Consider the following 24,688-nt stretch of genomic DNA (forward strand, 5'->3'; position numbering starts at 1 on the left):
CCTGGCAACGCCGCCGCTATTGTTTGTGGGGGATTGAATAATGCCCATTAACGCCTATACCGGTCTAATGGGTAGTGGTAAATCGTTCGAGTGCGTCTCCTCAGTGATCGTTCCGGCAATCGCAAAGGGACGCCGAGTCGTTACCAATGTGGATGGCATCGACGGAGAAGCAATTCGCGCGTTCGTCCACGAGCGCCAAGGTATCGAGTTAGAAAAGCTTGGCAGCGTGGTGCATTGCCAGAACGATGACGTATTTAAGGAAGACTTTCTACCTTACGGCCAGCCAGTAGATACCTTCTGCTGCCCTGGAGATCTCGTGTGCATCGATGAGGCATGGCGATTTTGGGGTACTGACTCGAAGATTCACACGAACCACCGTATTTTCTTCCGTGAGCATCGTCACTACGTCCATCCTGACACGAAGGTGTCCTGTGACCTGGTTCTGATGGTACAGGATATTGGCGACCTACATCGTATTCTAAAGGCTGTGGTGGAACTGTCGTTCCGTACTACTAAAGCAAAGTCACTCGGACTGAACAAGGTATATCGAGTCGAAATGTGGGAAGGCTGGAAGCAGACAATAAAGGCACGTGTCGCAGTTCAAATAAAGAAGTACGACAAGGATGTCTTTCCGCTTTACAGCAGTTACACGGGCGGCAAGGGTAATGAGGTCACTGTGGATGACCGGCAGAATATACTCAAGAACCCGAAGCTATGGGCTATGGCGGTCGGGACAATACTGTGCGGTGTCGTCAGCGTATATGGCGTGATGCACTTCTTCGGCAACAAAGGTGATGCGAGACCAACCTCCGTCAAAACAACTGTTATCCCTCAAATCCCTAATACGACGCCGGCCGTCACCTCTCCAACCCCATCTTCGCACCGGGCATTCAGTGATGATTGGAGGGCGGCCGGGAGCATCACGATCCCTCAAGGAAAATTCATAGTGCTGGTTTCCTCATCCGGTGCGCTGCGGTACGAGCATCCGTCCGTCTTCAAGTTCGCTGGCCAGGCTGTGATAGGAGATGTGGACGGAGCAAAGGTCACGGCTTTTAGCGGCATTCCCCCAACTCGTACTGCCATTGCTGGGCAAATCAAAACGGAGATATCAAAATGATGCGGTGGGTATTGGCTGCACTGTTTACACTCCATGGCGTTTGCTACGCCACCGACAAAGGCAAAGACAATCTATCCTTCGACCTGTCAGGAATCGAAGTCGGGCAGGTCGTTAGCGTGATTTACAAAGATGCCCTTACCAATGCGTATGTTCTCGCGCCAGAGCTGGTGGCGGACAAACGTGTAATCGCATTCCGGTTCAGTGGCTCTGTGGCAGGTGTACGAGCGGACCTATCCAGGTTACTGGATTCGCTTGGCTACACTATCAGCACGCGAACTGGTGTCGACTACATTGGTCTTAAAAAGGAGCCTGAGCAGGAACAAGAAGTATTTGTGTACAAGCCGAGATTCCGAGATGCCGGTTACCTTGCAGATTTATTACGGCCGCTCTTTCGAGGTCAGTTTACTATGAACCACACCATTTCTGCCCCAGTTGGATCGAAGGCCGACGACTCTGCACCTGCTGGTTCGGCCGCCGCTATGGTGGACAGGAACGCGGACGTCCTCGTATTTTCCGGCGTTCCCTCGGAAGTTCGTAAGTTGGAAAAGCTGCTCATTCAGGTAGATTATGCACTTGGCGAAATCATGGTCCGTGGCGTGGTTTATGAGGTTCAGACTGGGAACCAGCAAGGATCAGCGTTCAGCCTGGCAGCATCGCTGCTTTCTAGCAAACTATCACTCAACCTCGCAACCACGACCCTAGACAATTCGCTTAAATTGAGCGTAGGGAATGCAGACGCAGTGTTCTCGGCACTATCATCTGATAGCCGGTTCAAGGTAGTTACTCAACCTTCGTTACGGGTTCGGAGTGGTCAGCAGGCCCACTTCTCCGTTGGTCAGGACGTGCCTGTGCTCGGAGCTGTGACCTACCAACAGAATGGAGTTCCGGTTCAGTCGGTGGAATATCGAAGCTCCGGCGTTATCTTTAATCTTCAGCCCCAGATACGTGAAGGTGCCGTGGATTTGACGGTCGAGCAGCAGCTTTCGAACTTTGTGCAAACGACGACAGGCGTAAACACATCGCCAACCCTTATCAAACGAGAGCTGCGCACGGGAGTACAACTACGGGAGGGTGAATTGATCATGCTGGGCGGACTGACCGAAGACAAGGAAACCGTGGGGCATTCAGGCTTCTCTTTTTTACCCTCATTTCTGCACTCGAAAAGTGGAGCTCATGACCGAACTGAACTACTGCTAGTTCTTCAAGTGACCAAACTTTGAACCTGCTCGCGGCAGCGCTCACGTTCTGAAGAATTGGAAATTCCAAGAATCCCAAAGTTCGCAACTTTCGCAAGTAAGAGCGTGATGATCAACTCTCACGGTCAGATTGCATCGACGTAAGGGTTGTACCAGCCGGCTCGGTAGTCACGCTATGACGTCGACTGACAATGTAAGATTTCCAACGTTGGAAATTGCAACGCACACGAATTCAAGCAAGAGCACGACAGGGTACCCTATGAGTGATGAAGAACTCTCACAGACTTGCTAATAGACGCGCCGTGCTGACGGCATACCGCAAACGACGATTTGAGGAGCGCCCGTGCGTGGGGCGCGTCACAGTCACCAGAGAAATATTACGTTACAACATCTTGTTATGTTACGTTACGCTATCTCTGTTTCGTAGGTGCCTCATGAAAAGTCTTAGACAATATCGAATGCAATTCGCTACCGTTGCCTCACTCGTCGCTATTGTTGCAATTCCGGCATCTGCGAGAAATGCAGAGACTCCAGCTGAACAGGAGGCATCTAAGCCTGCATCCAATCAGGCAAGCAATACGAAGCCTTCTACCAAAACGCCTGGTGTTCGAGATCACTTACAATTACAACCCATTACTTCAGATCAATTTAAGGCGGCCTCAAAGCCAACCAAACAGTCATCGCCGAAGGGAGTGAGGAATCACTTGAACTTGCAACCGTTGACGGCCGATGATTTTAAGGCTGGCGGAAAAACAGATCGGAACGCAGCTACGCCGCCGCCTCCAGCCAAATAGTGAGCCATGCCCTTTCCGGGTTTGCCTTTCCCTTGGGCACGGTTACTCAATTTGACTAAATTCCTGCTTCAAGCGCAGGGCTGAGCCCAGACTCCACAGTAGAAATAAAGATTTAGAGGAGCATTCACTCATGCCACGCTGCAATCTATGCCATCAAGATCGAGAACTACGCAATTCTCATATTGTCCCCGAGTTTCTGTATGCAAATTTGTACAATACCAAGGGCCACTTGATGGGAATTAACGGTCAGGGAAATCGCGGATGGGCTGCACTTCAAAACGGCATTAAGCAGCATTTGTTCTGTGAGAGTTGTGAGCAACACTTTAACAAGCATTTTGAAATCCCCTTTCTTGATCGCTGGGTGCGCGCTAAACCTCTTCCAGACCCTTGGAGCGATCTGGAGCATGTGCAAATGGCAAGGGTTGAATATGCTTCCTTCAAGCTATTCCATCTAAGTGTTCTCTTCCGGGCATCTGTTTGCTCATTGCCAACTTTCAGCGATGTCAGCCTAGGCCCTCACGAAGAACGAATTAGAAAAATGTTGCTCGATGTCAATGCGGGAATGCCTTCGGAATATCCAATATTTGGATATGCAGTGGTCCATCACGAAAGCAAGCGCATCGTCGATATGGTTACCAAAGCCGGCAAGTCGAGCATCAATGGCCACAGATGCTGGGGCATCATTTATGGAGGCGTTCAGTGGTGGATTTCAGTGTCGTCTCACAGAAATCATGAGTTTGAACAGGGCGGACTACAACCAGATGGCCAGATGCCATTTCACGCTGTGCCTTGGAATGAAGTGGATGTAATACAAATGGCATCAAAAGCACTGCGAGCCGCAGGGAAAGGGCCAAAAACATAGCCGTTTACCACAGCAGTAGCTGGTAGCATGTGATATTCGAAACCTCAATAGGATTGACAATATGTTCACGTTTAATCGCGGCTCGTGGGAAGACGGTAGCCCTCTCCCGGAATGGGAGGGTAACGAGGATTTGGATAGCTACTTAGAGAGGATCGGATACACGCAAGCGCGTCACCAGTTCGGGCATGAACACGGTGGTCAGCTTGAGATTTACGAGTCCTCAAGGGGCAACTCCTTCTACGCTAGCGTATGCCCATCTGGGACCACATGCTACGAAGTGTTCCTGCCCGATTTCCCAAGCTTTATGATTTTTATGCGCGACTACGGAACCGTGTTCGCTTCGGAAGCTTCAAACGTTTCCACTCAGCAAATTCTAGAACTGCTTGAGAAGCTGTTCCAAGCACAGCATGGTCACTCGGCACATGGCTTCTGCCACGAATGCGATCCGGCTGCTTGGAAAGCGCGGGAGCAACGGCTGAAGAGTCAATAACGCTGATAGCCAAGAGGGCGTCAACAGAGTGTCAACGCTACTGTTAGCTCACCAAGGCAGCACTGTTAGGTCAGTTAGCATAAGTTCTTGATTTCGTTGTACAATGTGATCTAGTGTTACTGGCGCGAAAGAATTTGTAATCATCAGGTGGCCAGTTCGAAACCGGCAGCCGGCACCAAAATTTAGCTTTAAAAACAAGGGGTTGCATGATAGATCATGTAACCCCTTGTTCGTTGGGGCAATAGCTGCAGCGCGATGTAACCCAATTTGACTTGCCTAACGTTGCAAACAATCTCTGCATGGCAATTTTACCAAAATCGCAACGCTGCGTTTATATCGGTACAGCATTTCGCTTTAGTGTGCAAGTGCCGGTTGCTATGAGGGGATTGGCGCTGTTAGAATTTAAACTTCAATACTGTAAAGTCATACAGTAGAAATTTCCGACTAACAATCATGAAAGGGAAGGCTATGGAGCATCTATCCAACAACACGCTCGCCCTCTCAAGCGAAGAGAGTGCGGCGCGAGAATTGTTAGCTAGATATTGGGACGGTCAGCTCCCGATTGACCCGGTAAAAATTGCTACATCGGCGGGAATTTCAGTATATGGGCGAGGAGGCTGGGGCGACCAGGCTTATCCCTATAGTGGCTACTATAGAATGTTCAATGGCGTGCCATCCATTGAGTACAACGTCTCCGAAGTCCCTGTTCGTCAGCGATTTACGGTGGCACATGAATTAGGACACTATGCGCTGGGACATAAAGATGCTCCGCGCGACTCTGGAAACTTCCAGTCTAGTGGGGATTTTCGAGAGCGTCAGGCCAATAGGTTTGCCGCTGAGCTTCTGATGCCTGCTTCACTAGTGATCAAGTACTACCAAAATGACTATGCAGCAAGTGTGGGAGCTTTGGCTAGTATGTTCGGTGTATCGAGAGATGCTATGGGGTATCGATTGAAAAATCTGGGATTGCTTCGCTAATCCCTTGGTCTTAGTAGCCTTAGATGAATAAGGGAAAATATTGAGCACTGTATCTTCGGCCGGTGAATCTTCTAATCAGTCCCAGTCCAACGCGGCGGCCTCAACTAATGATGTCGCAGATCCCTCTCCTGACCAGATTAGGACAGAACTTAGTTCCAGTCCAGTTCAGTCAACGCCTGCTGCAACAGGCCCAGGTGATAGTCCTCGGATGCCCGGAATCGAGCTGGACTCTATCGATGATCAGATATCCCGGCGAGGATACCGTCGTCCCATTTTGTGGGCAGCATTGATAGTGTTGGCTATCTTTGCCATTAGTCTTGCTGGAGTGGTCGCCACGTTAAGTACAGGTTTCTATCAGGCATTGAAGCCTGAAAATATCTCCAAATTTGTGGTTGTGGAGTTGCAGGAGAAAGTTAATAAAATCTCTCCTGCCACTGAGCAAAAGGCTGATGCAAAGTCCGAGAAAACTCAAAATGAGTCGAGTAAAGAAAACAAGTCTCCCGTTACCAAAAAAACTGACGAGCGTTCCTCCAAGGAAGGCGAACCCGTAAAGATAGAAGCGAAGATATATGGTGAGATACGTGACTCCATGGTCCCCTTAGTTGCACTAGTATCGATCTTGGCGGTTGCTATCGTTGTGATACTAGGAACTATGCTGAGAGCAGCCTTCGCCCCACATCCAAATAACGGCACAGACTCAAAAGAAAAAGAGGAAGTGTCACCTGTCCCGGTACTTGAGGCAATTAAGGGACTTGTGGATTCAGTTAAAGCTGCTTGGAAGTGACGCTCCTAAGGGGGCGACAATCAATCTATCCCAAATTGACTAACCGTTAAAAATGCAAACAGTGCTAGCTGCCCTGTTTGCATGCTTGCATCTAGTTTGTTGAGTTGCACTAAAAACTGGCCCACATTCCCCCACGAATCGCAACTCGCAACTGCTGGTACACCTCTTCAACCAGCAAGTTTGCTAGCCCCTTGAACACTTTCTCATGCCGTAGCGCTTGGTCAGCCATAGCGTTGTGGTTCTCCAATGCGTCAACTAACGCACTGTTGAGCTTGGTTTCGTACGCGCCGTTGGCGAAGGCGTCCACAGTATCGTTAGCCTGTGCCTGCTCTTGCAAAATGGGGTCGCCCACCATTTTACCGATCAACGTAGTGGCATAACCCTTAAAATCGGCATCCGACAAGTTACCCGAAAACACCTCATTCATTTTTTTGATAATGACGGACAACCGATCCTCCAGATCGTCCCAGGCTTGCCCCTCGCCAGTACCCAAGGGTTTCATCGGCTCGGCGGTGCCGGCCTCCATGTCGAGCTTGTGCTTTCTCTCGTTGACCACCTTGTAGCCCGCTAAGCGCACGGACTCATCCAGCGCTTCATCCCCGCCCGCCATGCCCTGCAAACGGGGCAGCAGCATGCGGCAAAACGCGTGCAAGCGCTCCAGATCAGCATCGTCGTAGGAGCGCAGTTGCGACAGGAAGTCGTAGGCGCTAATGTAAGACGACACATCCCCACGGAACAGCTCTTGCACTTCCTTGGTTTGGGCCTTGAAACGCTCGTGCGCCTTCTTCAACGGCGCTTGAATCGAGGCCTGCTTGCCCTTAAGGTCGAAGTAGCCCTTGGCGAATTGCAGCACCTCCTCCCACAAATAGATACCTGCATGGTCAAGTTTCTGTCGCAGTGTATGAACCAAATTGGGGTCGGTTATTGCCGACATTTTCGCCGTGCGGTAAAACGGCAGGAAGGCTTTGAGGATGCCTTCGGCGTCGTTACGGAAATCGAGCACAAAGGTGTTTTCCTTGCCGGCATACATGCGGTTCAGACGCGACAGGGTTTGCACCGCTAACACGCCATCCAGACGTTTGTCGACGTACATAGCACATAACTTGGGCTGGTCAAAGCCCGTCTGAAACTTCGACGCGACGATCAGCGCCTGATAGGTGTCGGTCTTGAACGCCTCCTTGATGCCTTCGTCGTGTTCCCTGTGATCGTTGAGATCGCCTTCCTTGGCTTTGAGCACCTTGGATTCTTCGTCCGTAACATCGCCCGAATACGCCACCAACGCCTTGAAGTCGGTGTACTTCATCTTCTTGATGTAGTCGTCGAATGCCTTCTTGTAGCGCACCGCCGCCACGCGGCTATCCGACACGACCATGGCCTTGGCCTGCCCGCCCAACTGATGCATGACGTGCTCGCGGAAGTGCTCCACGATGACCGTAACCTTCTGCGCGATGCTGGTCGGGTGTAACTGCGCGTAGCGGAACAGCTTGGCCTTGGCCTTGCCCGATTTCACGGCCTTGTCGTCGCCCGTCTGCTCCAACTTGAAGGCAAAGCCATAGGTGGTGTAGCCCCGCAGCACGTCCAAGATGAACTTCTCTTCGATGGCTTGGCGCATTGAATACACGTGGAAGGGCTCGGGCGTGCCGTCCGCGCCCGTGCGTCCAAACAATTCCATGGTCTTGGGTTTTGGTGTCGCCGTAAAAGCGTAGTACGACACATTTGGCGGGCGCTGACGCGATGCCATGATGGTGTTGAGCACGTCTTCATCGGTGATGTCGTCATCGCCACCGGGCACCACCTCTGCTGCGCCATCGGCTTTCGTGTCTCCATCCGCCGCACCCGGCTTGCCCTTTGTTAACACCTCGCGCAGTTTCACCGCCCCCTTGCCTGCTTGGCTGGAATGGGCTTCGTCCAGGATGAGCGCAAAGCGTTTGTCGCTCAAACCACCTACCTTGTCCAGCACCCACGGGAATTTTTGCAAAGTGGTGATGATGATGAGTTTGCCCTTGTCCAAGGCATCCGCCAATTGGGCGCTATTTTCGTCAATCTTTTCCACTACACCTTGTTGATGGTCGAACTGGTAGATCGTGTCCTGCAACTGCGTATCCAACACTCTGCGGTCGGTAATCACAATCACGCTGCTGTACACCTTCTGATCCTTAGCATCATGCAGGGATGCGAGGCGGTGCGCTAGCCATCCGATGGTGTTGGACTTGCCAGAGCCCGCCGAATGCTGCACCAGGTAGGTGTGCCCCACCCCTTCCTCTAACGTCGCATTTAACAGCTTGTTCACTGCGTCCCATTGGTGGTAGCGCGGGAACAGAAGCGAAGTATTGAACACTTTTTTGCCTTTAGCATCCTTGACCTCGGACACTTCCACCGATAAGAACTTGCCGACCACCGCCAGCCACGCATCGCGTTGGAACACCTCGTGCCACAGATAGCCAGTGGAATAACCCAAGGCTTCGTCAGGCGGATTGCCCGCGCTTGCGCCACCCATGCCATCAGGATTGCCACGGTTGAAGGGCAAAAAACGTGTGGCCGCGCCCGCAAGCTTGGTTGTCATCCGAACCTCGTCGGTACTCACGGCAAAGTGGACAAACGCGCGCTTTCCGAACGACAACAAGGGCTCTGGCTGCTTTGTTACCAAGTCCACCGGGTTGCGGTCGTACTTATACTGCTTGACGGCGTCTTCGATATTTTGCGTCGTATCGGTTTTCAGTTCGACGGTTGCCAAAGGCAGACCATTAAGGAACAGCACTAAGTCGATGCATAACTGGTTGTGTAGCGAGTAATGCAACTGCCGCACCACGCGTAGGCGGTTCTTCTTGTAGTGCTCCCAAGTGATGGGATTTTGCTTGTTGCTCGGGGCAAACTGCGCCATCTTGAATGTGGCGTTGATGTCCTTGAAGCCCTTGCGCAACACGTGAAGCGTTCCCCAGAGCTGCGGGGTTTCTTTCTTGATTGTTGGGCGGTCTTTGTCTAGCTCTTCCGCCAGCCGCTGAATAAACACCGCCTCGGGGTTCTTAGAATGGTTCTTAGCAAACTTTTCCCAGGTATCGGGCTGAGTGTCCTTCACCCAGGCAATTGCATCCTCGGGATACAGCGCCGCGCGGCGGTCATAGCCCTTATCATAGGCAAAGCCTTTTTTGAAGGGCAAGGGTCCATCAATAAGCCATCCATAGACTTTCAGGACTTCGCAAATTTCGTCTTCAAATTGCTCTTCGGAGTGGATGGCTGCCATGGGTGTCCCTATCCTCATTCTTTTTTTTGTTACTGCGGCGATGTGCTGCGCACATCGATACGTCCCAGCACCGCATCAGCGATGGTCGCGGCACGTAGTTCTTTTAAGAGCAAAATTTCGTCGTTGGTGTGGGAGATGAGGTCGTCAATCTTGGTTGTCTCACTCGACACCGCCTTTGCAATTTCTCGCTGCAGAGCCAATGAAGGCATGGGCACTTCAAACCGTGACAAGTCATCGCACGTCAGTGCACCCTTGGTTCCGCCCTGCCCATCACTCACCATTCGCAAAGCAGCGTACATGCCAGTCAGCGCCCAGAATAAAAAGTTGGAATCGAAACGCGCGCCATCTAACGCGAGGTATGCCAGATGCTGGTTAATAGTTGCCTGGATGCGCAAAACGGTTACTTTCCCGCGTGTCTTTCCCTGACCTGTCAATGCAACCAACAAAGACCCAGGCTCAACAATAGGTAAATGGCAGGCGCGCAAAGCCACATCAGTTACGTATTCGCTGCCCTCATCCACGACGTCGCAGTTGACCACCGAACTGTTAAGCCATGGGAAAGTGCCACCTTCCCAGTATCTGGCATTGTCTTTCAGTGGCGTCGAACCATTGCCAATACGCGCGTACTTTCCTACACGTACCATAGACCAGTCCGATGGAATCCATGGCATGTGCACATTGCCGGTAGCTTTCTTGTCCTGTGATTGGGTTGCTCCCGACGTGTATTCCGCTATCACTGACTGGCGCCACTCCCGCAACAATCCAATCAGTTCATCCTTCTCATGAATCAGGGTGTCAATGCGAGCAGTTTCGACATCAAGGTAGTCGACAATGGACCGCTGTTCGTCGGTGGATGGAACAGCCAAACGCGAGTCAACCATTCGCTGATGATCAATGCTCTCGACGGTTGCGCCTTGCTTGACCCATTCTTCCCGTAGCTCCCTCTGGCACCCCTCAATTTGATACGCGAGATATCGACTATCCACCCTCTCATTCGGAATAAGTGATCTCATGTCCTGGTTCAACGCAACTGGCAGTGTATTGATAGCCACCGGGATGGTGTGTTGCAAAATGCCTGAGCGAACCACAGTGAGCACCGAACCTGGAGGAATCAGGGCGCAGGGGCTATTCCTAAGCCCCTCGGAAGTGATGTAGTCCTCAGTCTCACCAATTAGTGATCGTTTCATGTCCTTTGGAGAAACCCACGGGAGATCACCTCCCCAGTAAAGAGGCTCAGCTTTACTAGGGGTGCCGCCTCCTACGAATTTTGCGAAGAACTTCAACTTCTCAACACACCAATGGCTCGGAATATCCCCCAGCCAGGGCACACCCGAGGGCTTGTAGCTCGTGTACGTTTTCATTGGCTTATTCCGCCCTTGATGCTACGTAGCAGCTCCATGAACTTATGCTCCTTTGCCTCGATGTCTGCCGCGATGGCCTCACGGTTGCGCGGGGGCGTGTACACGTAGAACTCGCGGTTAAAGTTGATTTCGACACCGACCACGCCAGTCCTTTCGTCCTTGGCATCTTTCACGTCATGATTGATCCATGCATCTGGCCAATGCGGACGCACCTCGCTGTCAAAGTACGCTTCGATGTCTTCGTTAAGGGACACATATTCGGCATCGCGCAATTCCGAATCACTCAGGATGTCGCCCTTCTCATTGGTGGTGGGCTCGGCGTTCTTATCCTTGATGCCCAGATACTTACGTGCCAGCTCGACGGATTTTGGCGCTAACTTAGCAGCCTTGGCGGTCAGTCCTTGCGCGTCAGCCACCGTGGCGGCTAACGCGTGCAATGCTGCCCGGAACGAGTCGGCGTCCAGATACGTGGCCTGAGCATCCATGCCTTGTATAGCTTGTGTAAGCAGGTCTCTTTGCTCCTGCGACAGTTTGCCAAAAGCACTGTCATAGCCAAGATGCTTCAAGCCCTGCTCGCTAGCCTGGAAGCGCATGCGCAAAGGGCGTTCGATGGTGACGCGGCGATAGAAGAAGTGGTCCCGGTCGAACACCTTAGATTTGAGCGCGCGCCCGGCCTTGCCATCTGCGCTCTCCTTCCACTCAGTAGATTGGAAGTTGGCATATGCCTTGGCAATGCGATCCACGCAGTCGAGAGTAAATTCACGGCGCTTTTTGCCCAGGTTCTTCTTCATCAAAACGCTCATGGCGCTGGCATCGATCAAGAGCACCTTGCCCTTGCGTTCGGCCGGCTTACGGTTCGTCATGAACCACAGGTAAGTAGTAATGTTTGTGTTATAGAACATGTCCGTAGGCAGCGCTACTATGCAATCAAGGTAGTCATGCTCTAAGATGTGGCGGCGGATTTCGCTCTCCCCGCTGCCAGCATCCCCTGTAAAGAGCGGCGAGCCGTTGTGCACTACGCCGATGCGCCCGCCCCCCTTACCCGCCACTACGGGCTTCATCTTGGACAGCAGATGCAGCGAAAAAAGCATCTGCCCATCGCGAATGGCTGGCAAGCCAGGCCCAAAGCGTCCCACCGCGCCCTGAGCGTGTTCTTTCTTAACAGCTGTTTCTGCTGGCTTCCATTCCACGCCATACGGGGGGTTGGCGGCTTGATACTCAAAGGTCTTGCCGGGGTGCCGGTCGAGCTCCAAAGTATCACCGTTCTCGATGTTGGCCGGGTCTTGCCCGCGAATGAGCATGTCCGCCTTGCAAATGGCATAGGTCTCGTCTTCCAGTTCCTGCCCAAAGAGTTTCAGAGTGGCGCGGTCATTAAACTTACGCAGGTGCTCTTCCGCTACGCTCAGGATACCCCCAGTGCCTGCAGTGGGGTCGTACATGGTACGCACGACGCCGGGCACAGACAGGACGTCGTCGTCGCCGTTGAATAGCAGCGTCACCATGAGCTCAATTACGTCGCGTGGGGTGTACTGCTCACCAGCGGGGGACACGTCGTTGAACTTGCGTAGCAGTTCTTCAAATGCCTGCCCCATGTCGTGGTTCGTGACCTTCTGGGGGGCGAGGTCGGTTTCCGCAAAACGCTGCACCACAAGGTACAGGCGGTTTTTTTCGGCCAGCTTGTCAAGGGTGGCGATGAAGCCGAACTTGTCGAAGATGTCCCGCACGTTCTGCGAGAAGCCATTGATCATGGCCTCAAGGTTGTCGCGCACGTCGTCAGGAGTCTTCGCGATGTTTGGGAGAGTGAACTTGGACGTATTGAAGAACGGGTACCCGCTGATGGGGGTAAGCATCTTGTCCAAGTCGTAGCCTTTACCTTGCACGGTGGCGTGGCGTGCCCATACCGCTTCGCGGGTGGAATGCAACACGCAGTCGAGGCGGCGCAGGATAGTGAATGGTAAGATGACTTTGCGGTATTCGTTTTCTTTGTACGCGCCGCGCAGCAGCTCGGCGTTTTTCCAGATGAGGTCAGCGAGTTTTGACATTCAAGGTTTCTTAGTTGAGTTCTTAATGGGCTTAGCGGCCTTGAGTGTTGGCAGCGAGATGCCTTCTTGAGCGGCATACGTATGCACCATGTGCTCCATCATGGACGCCATGCTGCGGTGCTCTCGTTCTGCGCATAAGGCAAGGAGTGCCTTGCCTTCGGGGGTCATACGCAAGGACATGAGTGCGGATTTGGGCTGGGTCATAGATGCTTACCATTGTATTCATTTGTATTACAAACGGTAGCACCAGCCATGTCGGTGAGTCAAGCAATCATCCTTTGAAGCACTTTTGTTGCGGCCGCACAAAATACTATCTTCCCTCGAAATTTGTGCTATAAATTGCATGTGCACGAAAAAAAGGCTACAATCGCCGGCTGCACCACACTGCCATTTATGACAAACTGACAAGGTAAAGAAGAATGATCAATCACGACCGACTCGCTGAGCTGCTTTTGCGCGCTCAGAAGAAGGACACGTATGATTCATTAGCCGAGCGTATTAGTCACACCGCAGCCAATGAACAGCGTGACATTGGCACTTACGCAGCTACCTTTAAGACCACCCAAAGTACTCCGCAGAGTGGTAGTCCAGTTTTGCATTATAGCTACGGCCTTTAATAGCTTTTCAGCTATATTTGTTTTTCTCAGCAATATTTCTGATATGCTTGATCTTATTAAAACGATCAGTTATCAGAAATGATTGAGAATACCTTGTCTCCGTTTAGCGTTGTCAGTTTCAGCAAAGACTTTCTGGTAGAGTTAGTCCGACATAAGACTGGATGGGATCAGAGGAACGAGGTATCTGATAAAACGCAGCTGAACTATCTTTGCAATTATCTTGCGGCCCCAGCAATGGGCTGCAAGACGATTGTTGTTGAAGACGAGTATATAGATAGGCACTATCTAGAAGACTATTCGGCTTACTACGCACGCTGTTTCCCCCATCATCCACGAAAGTGTTCGCGTGTTCATTTTTTCAAGAGCAATTTCGAGCAGCAAGACTTCGTCTCTCGTTTAGCCACTTCTCATGGAAAATTAAACCGTGAGCTCCAAGAGAATTACTTAGGCTTTGTTGTCATTCGGCCTATTCCGCATACTTTTTTTGCTAAGATTTGTCTGGTACCGTACCCGACTTTATGCGGTCGCCAAGGAGCAAAAATACTGACGAGGGAAGTTCCAGTATCGCTCTTTGGTTTGAAGCTAGCGGTAGAAACTGTACCTTTCTTGGAACAAGACAAAGTCGTATCGGCATGTGCGACAAGCGCAGTCTGGACAGCGCTAAGCGCTTCGCGCGACTCGTCAATTTCACAACTACCTTCCCCTAGCTCTATTACAAGAGCAGCTACAAGCAATAAGGATGAGGGTACGAGAACTTTCCCTACGATTGGGCTCACGCCACCTCAGGTAGCGCGAAGCTTCAAATCCTTCGGCTATGAGCCTTCAATTTTCGAATATAAAGGGTTGCAAGCACAGACTGAATTAAAAGAGCACGTATTTAGCCACCTCCAGAACGGCACCCCGGTAGTTCTCGGCGGCGAGGTATACGAAATTAAGGAAGACCAAAGTCTGAGTCATTTAGGCAAGCATCTTGTCTGTGTCGTCGGCTACAGTATTCTTCCAACTGGACAAGCGAACGGATTAAAGTTCAGGTCGCACGACATCGACAAGATCTACATCCATGACGATAGGTACGGTCCCTATGTCAAGGTCAGAATGGCGCCCAAGTCCCTGAAGTTGAGCGACCATGAGATTACCGGCTTTGCTTTAGCATTTGAGGGCAGCGATAACGATCTCTTTGTACCTGAAATCGCGATCGTTGGCCTAGATCATAAAGTTCGCATTCCTTACTCACATATTTTCAATATTTGTACCGCTTTTTCTGCCTACTCAAGCTTGTCAAGCTCCGATATTGCGAAAACGCGAACAGAAGTGCCGCAGGACGACATTGCAACCGTCGATGAGTTATCGAATATTTTTGCTCAGATTGCCAACGGGTCTTGGGAAATCGCTTTAACGAGTAGTACTCAACTGAAACAGGAAATTCTCAGTGATGAGAGCTTTCAAAGCTTCAACGGGCTTTATGAAAAATCTTCGCTGTTATTGCAGAGTATGCCGAGGCACATTTGGCGAGCCAGACTTCATGTTGCGTCCGCCGGCAAACTTGTGCCATTCACAGATCTCGTCTTCGACGCAACGGAGGTACCACAAGGCCGGGTGTTGATCGGCTACATCGCATACACAACAGAAGCAATTAGCGCATGGGAAAACATATCAAGCATGTTGGCAATGCGTGTGTGGCAAAACTACAATCTCGGCGACAATGTCGGCAAACAATATATTGGCTGTATTGTTAAATTCTTTAGCGAACTTCGGAATCGCACATACTTGAACTCGCTGTACGGACCGGCAGGCCTCCCACGCCGCTCTCTCAAACCTGGGGAAAGCGACGCCATAGATGATATCCAGCTTCGACCAGACACCTTCACTGTTCGTAGAGGCAGTCGGTACGACTGGGGCAAGCTCGACACCAAAATAAAATATATCTGGGTCATCAATGAACTTGGTGACTTAGTGATGGGTGAGGACAAGTTTAGTGTTACGGAGGGGGAGGAGCAGTTCCAAGGACATCCCACCTTAATAGACGGTAAGCCAGGCCGAGTTGCTGGCGAGATCCTATATGTTCCTGAGCATGCGACATGGGCAATAAACCTCCAATCGCGCGCCTACTCGGGCCATTTAGACAAACGATCAACTGAGGCTCGCAGCTATCTTGAAAACGTTATTAAACACAATCTCGATGGCTTGAACGTTAAAGTACAAGCCGATTTAGCTGAGGAAGTAACACCGCAAAGGACGGACGACACTTTGAAGTAGGGCGGCTAGATGACCATGGCTGAGTTACAAAATCGGTACATGGATCAGTTCACTGAACCTACGCTCTTTTACGCTAAGTTACTGATCTTAAAGTGTTTTCCCTTCCGCACGCTTACGGTATAATTCGCTTAATAATCAAAGACATACTGTTTTCTCAGCTAATTTGTAATCATCAGGTGGCCAGTTCGAAACCGGCAGTCGGCACCAAACACATCAAGCGGTTGCAGACGCCAGTCTGTAACCGCTTTTTGTTGCGCGCGACGCTTGCGCTGCTTTGTATCCCGCTTGTACTCCTGTGAGCTGTAATAAGACGTCGCGAAATGCGGGTGAACGCCCACAAAGAGGTCACACACTACAATCTGGCGTATATTCATCATGGCTTGCATCAAAAGGATGATGTTCAAGGAGAAGCCATGAAAACCACTACCATCAAGACCGGCAGCGTGGCTGAGTTCATGGAGGAGGGGCGTATGATTGCGCGCTTGATCGATCAGCAGCTGCCGCTGCCCGAACTAAGCAGCATCAGCTTCGAGGATCCCGAGGATTTGCTGGTGCTGTTGAGGGCAGACAATCTGGCCCTGTTCCGCGCGCTTAAACAGCAACCTGACTCGCTCAGTGGCATCGCTGCACGGCTGCAGCGCGATCCGGATACCGTTCGCCATGACGTCGATGAGCTGGCACGGCTTGGCATCGTGTCGATCGCGCAAGGAACCATTCAACTTACCGCGCAAAAATTCAAGCTTGAAGCAGACTTGATTTAATTGCTCGCTCCGGTGGCATAATCGCTGCACATCCACCCTGCCGGAGATTGAAATGACGTTATCGCAAATTTTCCGTCCCTTGGCCGCCCTGAGCCTGGGCGGCTTGCTGTTGCTGGGCGCCAGCGCGGCCGGCGCCGCCGGTCAAGCCCCGCTGGCCAAGGAGGCCGTGGCCGATCCGCGCCGGCCCGACGCCGACAAGGCGCGCGACGGCGACCGCAAGCCGGATGCGATGTTGGACTTTGCGCGCGTGCAGCCGGGCCAAACGGTGATCGATTATTTCCCCGGCCGAGGCTACTTCACCCGACTGCTGAGCACCGCCGTGGGGCCTCAGGGCGCCGTGTACGCCGCCGCGCCGCAGCTGTGGATCGACCGTCTGAAAGGCAAGCCGCTGCCGCCGCCCGTCTCGGCCGAGGCGGGCCGGGGCAATGTGCATGAGGTGGTGGCCGGCGCATCGATGAACGTGCCGGTCAAGGCTGACCTGGTGTGGACTTCGCAGAACTACCACGACATCCATATCTGGGGCGGCGCGGCCGGCACGGCGCAACTGAACAAGGCCGCCTTCGACGCGCTGCGCCCGGGTGGTTACTATATTGTGCTGGACCACGCGGGCGTGGCTGGTCTGGACGACGCCGGCATGGCCAAGCTGCACCGCATCGACGAGGCGCTGGTCAAGCAGGAGGTGCTGGCGGCCGGCTTCGTGCTGGACGGTGAATCGCAGGCGTTGCGCAATCCGGCCGACGACCGCACAGCCCAGGTGTTCGAGACCGGCATCCGCGCCCACACCGATCAGTTCATCCTGCGCTTCCGCAAACCTTAAGCTTGGGCGGCGGGGATGGCGGCAGCGGCGATCCACGATAAGGCCGCTTCGCAGACGCGACTTTTCTGACATGACGTGGCAATACAATGCCGATTTCACATCGGCTTCAAGCGTTTAAGTTGCCGCAACATCCCTTGCAAGATTGCCTCTGCGAGGTCCATGGGATACCCATCTGGTAGTTGCGCCTGTACCATCGCTACGACCTCCTCCGCCTCCAACAACACTGCATTGAGAATGCCCTCAGCAACCACCTCGCCCAAGCCAACCAGCTTGGCGTGATCCACCCAATGACGGCGCTGAATCTGCTGTAGGTGGTAATAATTTTGCGACCCGCGCACCGCCATCGCCAGCTTCGCCCGCTGCGGTGCCAGCTGTCCTGCACCTGTGCCGAGAATAGGGTGCGCGGACAGAACGTCATACAGCGGAGTTGCGCGGTAGCGATTGCCCGGTAAATGGAAGATGCTGAAATTTTTCGCGTGCCCATCCGTTGCCGCCAGCAGCCAGAACAGCAGCTGTGTTTTAAAGAAGTTGGCTCGGTCCTGTTCCGCTTGCTCTGAACCCAACAATATCTCCATGATCCTACTGATTCCAGGCCCGCCATCCGCCTGGTACTTGTGCAACGGTGAGGTAGCTGTAGCCTGGCAAAAATCCTCTTGAGGCAGGCGCACAATCCAACTGCCGTCAGCGGCCAACCGACGATCAAAGCGTTCAACCACCAGCGCCTTCATATCCTCGAATTGCGCAAGCTCGCACTGGGCAACCGGCAAACCGAAACCATGCATGATGCGTGAGCACAACCACTCATTCTCCACCGAGGTTCGCATGTCCGCCTGCATTGCCCCCACCAAGCCCAATGGCAGCTTGAGGATGTGTGTGGTCGGGGTACTGCCTATCGGCCGCTGCCATTGCCCTTGATGCCACAGTAACGCGCTTTTCTCCTGGGCGCCCGCAATCGATAACCGCAGGTCGTCCACCTCGTCGCCCTGTCCTAGCGGACGGTCAGACAAGGTGCGCCGCAGCAGCGACGCAACACCGTGTTCATCCACTGGTTCGCCGTTGATCGAGAAAATATCGCTCGGCGTTTCATCCGGAGGAAGCAACTGTATCGCCCCAACGCAATCGCGTCCGACGGCGGCCAGCAATTGATGAGGGGCGATGCCGTCGGTTCTGAAATGCTGCGCAAGCCGGCGCCGAATGGCATCGCTGTCGGGCAGCAAATTGTCGAAATAGTTCTGCACGACCGCTCCGCGATACGGCGCATTCCCCGGCTGGAACGGCAGGGAAAGCGACAACGGACGCCCCTGCTCATCCGCCAGCCATTCTTCGAAATAGGTCAACGTGTTGTCACCGGCCGCCGCATCCCAGTAGCCGACCGGGGTGCCGTTCAACCAGATATACAACCGCTGGGTGCGCGCGCGCCGTCCCATGCTACCAGTGCTCCGTTTTCTTCGACGGTGGCACTACCTTGGTTGGCGCCGCCACAGTGGCCTTCTTAAGGCTGACGGCACGCCCCGGCACGCTGGCCGCTGGCGACAAAGTGCCTGCCGCATCGTCTTCCAGTCCCTTCCCGACCACCTCAGGTTGTTCCAGTACTATCTCCCCACCCAATAGCCGCAAGATAGTGAACAGCCGTTCCACACTGGTGGTCGCCGGGTTAGCCTCGATCTTGGCATAGCTCTGTTGTGTCACTCCGAGCCGCGTCGCGACATCGGCTTGCGATAAACCTGCCTGTTTACGAAACCCCACGAGCAGCGGACGCAACTGTTGCAATGTTCTGATCGGATAGTTCATGAGAGCGCTCAGTTTATGTGTTTTTACAGCTTAGAAGATGTAAAGACAAAATACAACCTATATATTGTATTTTACATTTACAACTCATAGGGTGTAAAAATTAAATACAACTTACAGGCTGTACATCGATGGCCCCAAAATTGAGGGGCGGGCCAGCGTTGGATAACAGCGCGCCGCGGCGACAGCGTAAGCAAAATCCCCCAGCGATCCGACGACGTTGTGATATTGTAGCCAGAGAAATATAACCTGCGCGCCAAGAGGAGCTTCACTTGTTCACCATCATCATCCCGACCCACGAACGGCCGCTGTTGTTGCGCCGTGCCCTGCAATCGCTGATCGCGCAAACCTACAAGGATTTCCAGGTCATCGTCGTTGACGATTCGGCGGCCTACGTGCCGCCGTTTCCGGAAATGGTGCAGCTGACCGGCCGTTACACCTACGTCATCCGCAGCGGCACGCTGGGCCCGGCCGACAGCCGCAACATGGGGCTGGACCTGGTCAGGACCCCGTACGTGATCTTCCTGGACGACGACGACAGCTTCGAGCCCGGCCACCTGCAGGCGATGGCCGACCACATCGGCACCGGCGCGCCGGAACTGCTGCACTGCGACTACCGCATCCTGTACGAAGACCGCACCCAGAATCCGCCAACCCCGCTGTCGGTGCTGGAGATGCAAACCGCCCATGTCACGTACGACAGCGTGCACGTGAACAACGGCATCCCCAACAGCTGCCTGGCCTACCGCCGCGACGTGGTGGCGCCGCACCGCTTCCCGACCGATCTGCTGATCTATGAGGACTGGGATTTCCTGCTGGCCTGCATGCGCGGCCGCACCTTGAGCTACGTGCCGACTGCCGGCGTCAACATCCACAAGTCGCCGGTCGGCGCGCCAGAAAATATCCGGCGCGGCAACTCGCGCAAGGACCTGACGCTGGAAACCATGCTGTATATCTACAAGACCTATCCGGCACCGAATATGGAAACCCGGCTGGCGCGCCTGAGCATACTCAATCAGGGCAGCGAACCAGCCTCGCTCGATCAATGCTGAAGCCACCTGCTGAGAGCATGACTACTGTCAAAGTCCGCAATGTGCTGGTGTTCCCAGCGGGGACCGAAATCGGACTGGAAATCTACCGCGCGCTCCAGCATTGCAAGGAAGTGAAGCTGTTCGGTGCTGGCCAGGCGGTATCCAACCATGGTTATTTCGCCTATCCGACCTACCACGAGGTGCCCAGCATCAATGAGGATGGCTGGCTGGAACAGTTGAACGCCCTATGCCAAGCACTGGCGATCGACTACATCCTGCCGGCCTACGACGACGTGATCGTGGCGCTGGCGCGCGCCCAGGATCAGGGCCGGCTGGCGGCGACCGTGATTTCGTCACCCCTGCAGGCATGCGAGATTACCCGTTCCAAATCAGCTACCTATCGCGCGCTGGCGGACGTGGTCGCGGTGCCCGCGGTATATCCGCACGCCGACGCGGTGCCGGCCTATCCGGTGTTTCTCAAGCCTGACCGCGGCCAAGGCTCGTTCGGCATCAGCCTGGCCCAGTCGCGCCTGCAGCTGGAGGCGGCCCAGGCCAAGGTGGCCGACACCATTATTTGCGAATACCTGCCGGGCGAGGAATACACCATCGACTGTTTCTCGGACCGCGAGCGAGGCTTGCTGTTCGCCCGCGCGCGCAGCCGGCGCCGTACCCGCAATGGGATTTCGGTCAACACCCATACCGAACAGCTGGATGGCATCGAAGACATGGCGGCCGGCATCGGCGCGCGGCTGGGCTTGCGCGGTGCCTGGTTCTTCCAGCTGAAACGGGCCAGCGACGGCCGCCTGGTGCTGCTGGAGGTGGCGCCGCGCATCGCCGGCGCCATGGCCACCCACCGCATGATGGGCGTGAACTTCCCACTATTGAGCATTTTCGAGCATGAGCGCCTGCCGCTGTCGCTGCTGCTCAATCCCGGACCGATCGAAATGGACCGCGCGCTCGGCAACCGCTACCGGCACCAGCTGAAGTTCAGCACCGCCTATATCGACCTGGACGATACGCTGCTGCTGAACGACAAGGTCAACACCGCCCTGGTGCAGTTCATCTTCCAGTGCGTCAACCAGGGCAAGCCAGTCAAGCTAATCACGCGCCATGCGCAGGATCTGCAGCAAACGCTGGCGCGCCACCGTCTGGCCGGCCTGTTCGATGAGGTGATCCACTTGCGTCTGAAGGAAAAGAAATCGGCCCACATCAGCGAGCCGGATGCCATCTTCATCGACGACAGCTTTGCCGAACGGCGCGACGTCGCCGCCGTGTGCGGCATTCCCACCTTCGATTGCAGCATGCTGGAGCTGCTGGTCGACAGCATGGAAGCGCTGCGGACCTGACGCCGTTCAGCGCCTAGTTACAGCAGCAAGCCGGACACGCTAGTCTTCCCGCACGATGGCGATAATGCGGTCCTGTTGCTCTTCGGTCAGGGTGGGATAAATCGGCAGGCAGATCACCTGGCTGGATGCCAGGCTGGCCCGTGGCAGCAGCGCTGGCGCCGCCGAGGGCAGGCCGCGGTACATCGGGAAATCGCTGATCAATGGATAGAAATAGCGCCGCCCATAGATGTCCTGATCGCGCAGCTTCTGATACAGCGCGTCGCGGCTGATCGGATAGCCCGGCTGCACCCGGATCGGGAAATAGGCATAGTTGGCCACCAGCTCGCCGGCGCCGGGCACGCAATGAATGCCGGCCACATCGGCAAAGGCGGCGCGGTAGCGGGCATCGATTTGCTGCCGCTTGCCGATCGCGCTTTCGATTTCCTTCAGCTGCGCCAGCCCCAGCGCCGCGTTGAATTCGCTCATCTTGCCGTTGATGCCGGGCGCCACCACCGTCACTTCATCGACGAAACCGAAATTCTTCAAGTGATCGATGCGGCGCTTGGTCTTGGCGTCCGGGCAGATGATGGCGCCGCCCTCGAAGGTGTTGAACACCTTGGTCGCGTGAAAACTCAGCACCGACAGATCGCCGTGATTGAGAATGCTGCCGGTCGCGGTCTCCACGCCAAAGGCGTGCGCGGCGTCGTAGATGACTTTCAGGCCGTAAGTATCGGCGATCTGCTGAATCCGCTCAACGTCGCACGGATGGCCATAGCAGTGCACCGGCATGATGGCGGTGGTCTGCGGCGTGATGGCGGCCTCGATATTGGCCGGGTCCAGATTCAGCGTGACCGGATCGACATCGACAAACACCGGCTTGACCCCGGTCCACAGCAGCGAGTGGGCGGTGGCGACAAACGAATAGGGGGTGGTGATGACCTCCCCCGTGATCCGCAGCGCCTGCAGCGCGGTGATCAGGGCAACGGTGGCGTTGGTGAACAGCGAAATATGCTGCACCCCCAGATAGTCGCACAACGCCTGTTCCAGTTGCTGGTGGAACGGGCCGCCATTGGTCAGCTGCTTGCTGTCCCAGATCTGCTGCAGATACGGCAGGAATTCCTCCAGCGGAGGCAGCGACGGCTCGGTGACGTAAATTGGCTTCATCTAAAGGCGGAAATCATGACAGGATGCAAAGGCGAGTCCCATCGTCGCATACGGGATGCGGTTTGGCAAGCGCGCCACAGCCAGCCTCACACCGCGTCCGCTTGCCCCAGCGCCTGCCCCAGCACCCGCTCCCATTCCCCGGGCAGCAGCACCTCCGGCGCGTGCAGCGCCATGCGCTGCGCCTGCCGGTAGCTGCGCCGGCGCAGTTCCCCGAGGTTGGCTTCGCACCAGTTGAGCGCCGCGTGCAACGCCTCACCGGACGGCTCCGCCAGCATACCGGCCGGCTGATACACCAGCCAGCGGCTCAGCCGCCCATGGCGGATGCCAAGTGTGAACACCGCACCGGCCATGGCGTCGGCCAACGCTGCGGCACTGTAGTCATCATCGTTGGTCAGCAACAGCACATCGATGGCTTGCAGGAACACTGCGCGCTCCTGCGGCGAGGCGTATTCGTCGAGGATCGACATGCTATGGTGCTCGCCCATGGCCGGCACCACCAGTTGATGCACTTCGTTGGCCCGCTTCGGCGCATCGCCGATCCAGCCCACCCGCAACGCCCCGTCGCGGTAGACATCCACCCCGTACAGGTCGTAATCCACTGCGCGCAAGCCGTCGGCCAGCATGGCGCGCGTCAGATAACGGGCGGCGGTGCGGCGGGTGGTCTCGGTGGCGCCCATGCACAAGTCCACCAGCACATCGGCCTCGGCGGCGCCGGCGTCCGGCTGCTCCTGGCAATCGCGGTACACCACATGGAAGCTGTAGCGGCCGGTCAACGCCAATCCCAGCGCCGGCGCCAGCGCGGCCTCGGCGCTGCCGCGCTCGACCAGCAGCGCCACGCGCGGCAACGCCGAAGCCATCCGTTCACGGACTTGCCGCATCTGTTCCACCAGCGCGCCATCCGGTTCAAAGCTGCGCCGCAAATGGCCTGTTTCGATCAAGTCCAGCCAGCCCTGCAACACCACCGGCCAGGAATAGCATTGCTGCCAGTGCGCCAGGCTGATCTCGCCCAGATCCTTGCGCAGCGCCGGATCGGTGGCCAGTTGCCGCAGGTGCGGCATGAAGTCGGGCAGATCGCAGATCACGCCGCCCAGGTGGTCGTTGGCGGCGCCGCACTGCGGCGTGGCCAGCCACGGTTTGCCATGCGACATCCCTTCCAGCAGCGTGATCGGCGAGCCTTCGCCGTGCGACGCTAGCACCATCACATCGGCCGCCTGCATCGCGGCCGCCACCCATTCCGGCACCAGGCCGGGGATGTACAACACCTCGGGACGTTCAGCCAGCTTGGCGCGCAGCGCGGCGACATACTCGGGGTTAACCGGCGTGCCGACCATCACCAGCTTCCAGTTCGGCGGCATATTCGGCAAGGCGTCGATCAGGCCAACGTGGTTTTTCACCCGCACCACATTGGCCACGTGCAGGATCATGAACTGATCGGGGCCGATACCGTACGCGCTACGGAAATCGCCGCCCGACGTCATCTGGCTGGTGGCGTTCGGCAGATACACCGGCGTCACCCCTTCACTCAGCATGTAGCGGTGGTCGATGCCACTCCTGGTCATGGTCATCGCGGCGTCGGCCATCTTGAGGACGCGCACCAGGCGCCGGCGGAACTCCGCCATGTCCTTCCATTGGCTATAGCCGTCGTCATTGATGATGGGTTGGACCAGCAAGCGCGTATGCGCCGGCCGCTCCAGCAGGTCGACGCTGCGGATCACGGTTCCCATCGGGTCCTGGATCAGCAGGCAGGCACCATACTCACCCGAGCCGACCGCCGCGCGTATCGTGTCCGGCAAGTCGGCCAGTTCCACACTGATGATGCGGATGCCGCGATGGTGATCGGCTTGCCGCGATGGAAACGCCATCGTAATCACCGTCACTTCATAGCCAATCGCAATCAACTCCGCGCCCAGCTGCGCCATGCTGGTTTCCAGGCCACCCACCGACGGCCAGAAATGGCTGCAGCCGATCATTACTTTTTTGCGGGCTGCGGCAATCACTTCCTCGCTCATGGTTACTTCGGCCATGTCTTATCCATCTTCATGCAGCCTTCTATTGTCGCAAATT

General features: G+C 55.0%; 19 protein-coding genes. 11 read left to right on the forward strand and 8 right to left on the reverse strand.

The features are described 5' to 3' along the window. Positions 1–40: 40 nt before the first annotated feature. The 6 genes from GJ699_RS13645 to GJ699_RS13670 all read left to right on the forward strand — a co-directional run bounded on the left by GJ699_RS13645 (position 41) and on the right by GJ699_RS13670 (position 6,221). Entirely contained in the window at positions 41–1,117 is a 1,077-nt protein-coding gene (locus GJ699_RS13645) for a zonular occludens toxin domain-containing protein (protein ID WP_154377034.1), read from the forward strand. Next, positions 1,114–2,337 (forward strand): type II secretion system protein GspD, encoded by a 1,224-nt coding sequence (locus GJ699_RS13650; protein WP_154377036.1) that lies wholly within the window; start codon positions 1,114–1,116, stop codon positions 2,335–2,337. Before GJ699_RS13645 ends, GJ699_RS13650 begins: the two co-directional genes overlap by 4 nt. Positions 2,338–3,237: 900 nt before the next feature. Next, positions 3,238–3,969 (forward strand): hypothetical protein, encoded by a 732-nt coding sequence (locus tag GJ699_RS13655; RefSeq protein WP_154377038.1) that lies wholly within the window; start codon positions 3,238–3,240, stop codon positions 3,967–3,969. Positions 3,970–4,030: 61 nt separating this feature from the next. After that, positions 4,031–4,459 carry a hypothetical protein gene (locus tag GJ699_RS13660; protein ID WP_154377040.1) on the forward strand — a complete coding sequence of 143 codons (429 nt, stop codon included), beginning with the start codon at positions 4,031–4,033 and terminating at the stop codon, positions 4,457–4,459. A 468-nt stretch (positions 4,460–4,927) separates the two neighbouring features. Beyond that, a complete protein-coding gene (locus GJ699_RS13665; RefSeq protein ID WP_195763537.1) occupies positions 4,928–5,437 on the forward strand; it encodes an ImmA/IrrE family metallo-endopeptidase in 510 nt (169 codons plus the stop codon). Between the two features lie 295 nt (positions 5,438–5,732). Beyond that, on the forward strand, positions 5,733–6,221 hold the full coding sequence (locus tag GJ699_RS13670; RefSeq protein ID WP_154377044.1) for a hypothetical protein: 489 nt from the start codon (positions 5,733–5,735) through the stop codon (positions 6,219–6,221). Positions 6,222–6,330: 109 nt separating this feature from the next. Here the strand turns inward: GJ699_RS13670 and GJ699_RS13675 are convergent, their stop codons facing one another. The 3 genes from GJ699_RS13675 to GJ699_RS13685 are packed head-to-tail and all read right to left on the reverse strand — an operon-like array spanning position 6,331 to position 12,865. Continuing rightward, positions 6,331–9,462: a type I restriction endonuclease subunit R gene (locus tag GJ699_RS13675; protein ID WP_229262095.1), complete on the reverse strand. Its 3,132-nt coding sequence runs from the start codon at positions 9,460–9,462 to the stop codon at positions 6,331–6,333. A gap of 29 nt (positions 9,463–9,491) precedes the next feature. After that, positions 9,492–10,823, reverse strand: coding sequence for a restriction endonuclease subunit S (locus GJ699_RS13680; RefSeq protein WP_154377048.1), 1,332 nt, complete (start codon positions 10,821–10,823; stop codon positions 9,492–9,494). Next, entirely contained in the window at positions 10,820–12,865 is a 2,046-nt protein-coding gene (locus GJ699_RS13685) for a type I restriction-modification system subunit M (RefSeq protein ID WP_154377051.1), read from the reverse strand. Before GJ699_RS13685 ends, GJ699_RS13680 begins: the two co-directional genes overlap by 4 nt. A 695-nt stretch (positions 12,866–13,560) precedes the next feature. Here GJ699_RS13685 and GJ699_RS13690 point away from each other — a divergent pair. After that, the gene (locus GJ699_RS13690; RefSeq protein WP_154377053.1) at positions 13,561–15,738 is read left to right on the forward strand and encodes a hypothetical protein; all 2,178 of its coding nucleotides are present in this window, start codon (positions 13,561–13,563) and stop codon (positions 15,736–15,738) included. Between the two features lie 158 nt (positions 15,739–15,896). Here GJ699_RS13690 and GJ699_RS13695 read toward each other — a convergent pair whose 3' ends face one another. Continuing rightward, positions 15,897–16,142, reverse strand: coding sequence for a hypothetical protein (locus tag GJ699_RS13695; RefSeq protein WP_154377055.1), 246 nt, complete (start codon positions 16,140–16,142; stop codon positions 15,897–15,899). A 9-nt stretch (positions 16,143–16,151) separates the two neighbouring features. Here GJ699_RS13695 and GJ699_RS13700 point away from each other — a divergent pair, with 9 nt between their 5' ends. Further along, a complete protein-coding gene (locus tag GJ699_RS13700) occupies positions 16,152–16,499 on the forward strand; it encodes an HVO_A0114 family putative DNA-binding protein (RefSeq protein WP_154377057.1) in 348 nt (115 codons plus the stop codon). A 52-nt stretch (positions 16,500–16,551) separates the two neighbouring features. Beyond that, positions 16,552–17,316, forward strand: coding sequence for a class I SAM-dependent methyltransferase (locus GJ699_RS13705; RefSeq protein ID WP_154377059.1), 765 nt, complete (start codon positions 16,552–16,554; stop codon positions 17,314–17,316). A 95-nt stretch (positions 17,317–17,411) separates the two neighbouring features. Here GJ699_RS13705 and GJ699_RS13710 read toward each other — a convergent pair whose 3' ends face one another. Both GJ699_RS13710 and GJ699_RS13715 read right to left on the reverse strand, forming a co-directional pair. Continuing rightward, positions 17,412–18,743 carry a type II toxin-antitoxin system HipA family toxin gene (locus GJ699_RS13710; protein ID WP_154377061.1) on the reverse strand — a complete coding sequence of 444 codons (1,332 nt, stop codon included), beginning with the start codon at positions 18,741–18,743 and terminating at the stop codon, positions 17,412–17,414. A 1-nt stretch (position 18,744) separates the two neighbouring features. Further along, complete coding sequence (locus GJ699_RS13715; RefSeq protein WP_154377063.1) at positions 18,745–19,107, reverse strand: helix-turn-helix transcriptional regulator; 363 nt, start codon at positions 19,105–19,107, stop codon at positions 18,745–18,747. A 269-nt stretch (positions 19,108–19,376) separates the two neighbouring features. Between GJ699_RS13715 and GJ699_RS13720 the strand changes: the two genes are divergently transcribed. Both GJ699_RS13720 and GJ699_RS13725 read left to right on the forward strand, forming a co-directional pair. Next, a complete protein-coding gene (locus GJ699_RS13720; protein ID WP_154377065.1) occupies positions 19,377–20,156 on the forward strand; it encodes a glycosyltransferase family 2 protein in 780 nt (259 codons plus the stop codon). A 17-nt stretch (positions 20,157–20,173) separates the two neighbouring features. Further along, positions 20,174–21,481: an ATP-grasp domain-containing protein gene (locus GJ699_RS13725; protein WP_154377067.1), complete on the forward strand. Its 1,308-nt coding sequence runs from the start codon at positions 20,174–20,176 to the stop codon at positions 21,479–21,481. Positions 21,482–21,520: 39 nt separating this feature from the next. On the opposite strand, the gene vioA is transcribed toward GJ699_RS13725, so the two are convergent. Both vioA and GJ699_RS13735 read right to left on the reverse strand, forming a co-directional pair. Continuing rightward, the gene (gene vioA, locus GJ699_RS13730) at positions 21,521–22,624 is read right to left on the reverse strand and encodes a dTDP-4-amino-4,6-dideoxy-D-glucose aminotransferase VioA (RefSeq protein WP_154377068.1); all 1,104 of its coding nucleotides are present in this window, start codon (positions 22,622–22,624) and stop codon (positions 21,521–21,523) included. Positions 22,625–22,710: 86 nt separating this feature from the next. Beyond that, positions 22,711–24,648 carry a glycosyltransferase family 4 protein gene (locus GJ699_RS13735; RefSeq protein ID WP_154377070.1) on the reverse strand — a complete coding sequence of 646 codons (1,938 nt, stop codon included), beginning with the start codon at positions 24,646–24,648 and terminating at the stop codon, positions 22,711–22,713. Positions 24,649–24,688 lie beyond the last annotated feature (40 nt).

It is taken from the genome of Duganella guangzhouensis (genome assembly GCF_009674535.1).
Lineage (GTDB): Bacteria > Pseudomonadota > Gammaproteobacteria > Burkholderiales > Burkholderiaceae_D > Rugamonas > Rugamonas guangzhouensis.

Bases quoted from the DNA above. Each gene is read 5' to 3' on its own strand.
- GJ699_RS13645 (WP_154377034.1), top strand. From the start codon at position 41: ATGCCCATTAACGCCTATACCGGTCTAATGGGTAGTGGTAAATCGTTC.
- GJ699_RS13650 (WP_154377036.1), top strand. From the start codon at position 1,114: ATGATGCGGTGGGTATTGGCTGCACTGTTTACACTCCATGGCGTTTGC.
- GJ699_RS13655 (WP_154377038.1), top strand. From the start codon at position 3,238: ATGCCACGCTGCAATCTATGCCATCAAGATCGAGAACTACGCAATTCT.
- GJ699_RS13660 (WP_154377040.1), top strand. From the start codon at position 4,031: ATGTTCACGTTTAATCGCGGCTCGTGGGAAGACGGTAGCCCTCTCCCG.
- GJ699_RS13665 (WP_195763537.1), top strand. From the start codon at position 4,928: ATGGAGCATCTATCCAACAACACGCTCGCCCTCTCAAGCGAAGAGAGT.
- GJ699_RS13675 (WP_229262095.1), bottom strand. From the start codon at position 9,462: ATGGCAGCCATCCACTCCGAAGAGCAATTTGAAGACGAAATTTGCGAA.
- GJ699_RS13680 (WP_154377048.1), bottom strand. From the start codon at position 10,823: ATGAAAACGTACACGAGCTACAAGCCCTCGGGTGTGCCCTGGCTGGGG.
- GJ699_RS13685 (WP_154377051.1), bottom strand. From the start codon at position 12,865: ATGTCAAAACTCGCTGACCTCATCTGGAAAAACGCCGAGCTGCTGCGC.
- GJ699_RS13690 (WP_154377053.1), top strand. From the start codon at position 13,561: ATGATTGAGAATACCTTGTCTCCGTTTAGCGTTGTCAGTTTCAGCAAA.
- GJ699_RS13700 (WP_154377057.1), top strand. From the start codon at position 16,152: ATGAAAACCACTACCATCAAGACCGGCAGCGTGGCTGAGTTCATGGAG.
- GJ699_RS13705 (WP_154377059.1), top strand. From the start codon at position 16,552: ATGACGTTATCGCAAATTTTCCGTCCCTTGGCCGCCCTGAGCCTGGGC.
- GJ699_RS13710 (WP_154377061.1), bottom strand. From the start codon at position 18,743: ATGGGACGGCGCGCGCGCACCCAGCGGTTGTATATCTGGTTGAACGGC.
- GJ699_RS13715 (WP_154377063.1), bottom strand. From the start codon at position 19,107: ATGAACTATCCGATCAGAACATTGCAACAGTTGCGTCCGCTGCTCGTG.
- GJ699_RS13725 (WP_154377067.1), top strand. From the start codon at position 20,174: ATGACTACTGTCAAAGTCCGCAATGTGCTGGTGTTCCCAGCGGGGACC.
- vioA (WP_154377068.1), bottom strand. From the start codon at position 22,624: ATGAAGCCAATTTACGTCACCGAGCCGTCGCTGCCTCCGCTGGAGGAA.
- GJ699_RS13735 (WP_154377070.1), bottom strand. From the start codon at position 24,648: ATGGCCGAAGTAACCATGAGCGAGGAAGTGATTGCCGCAGCCCGCAAA.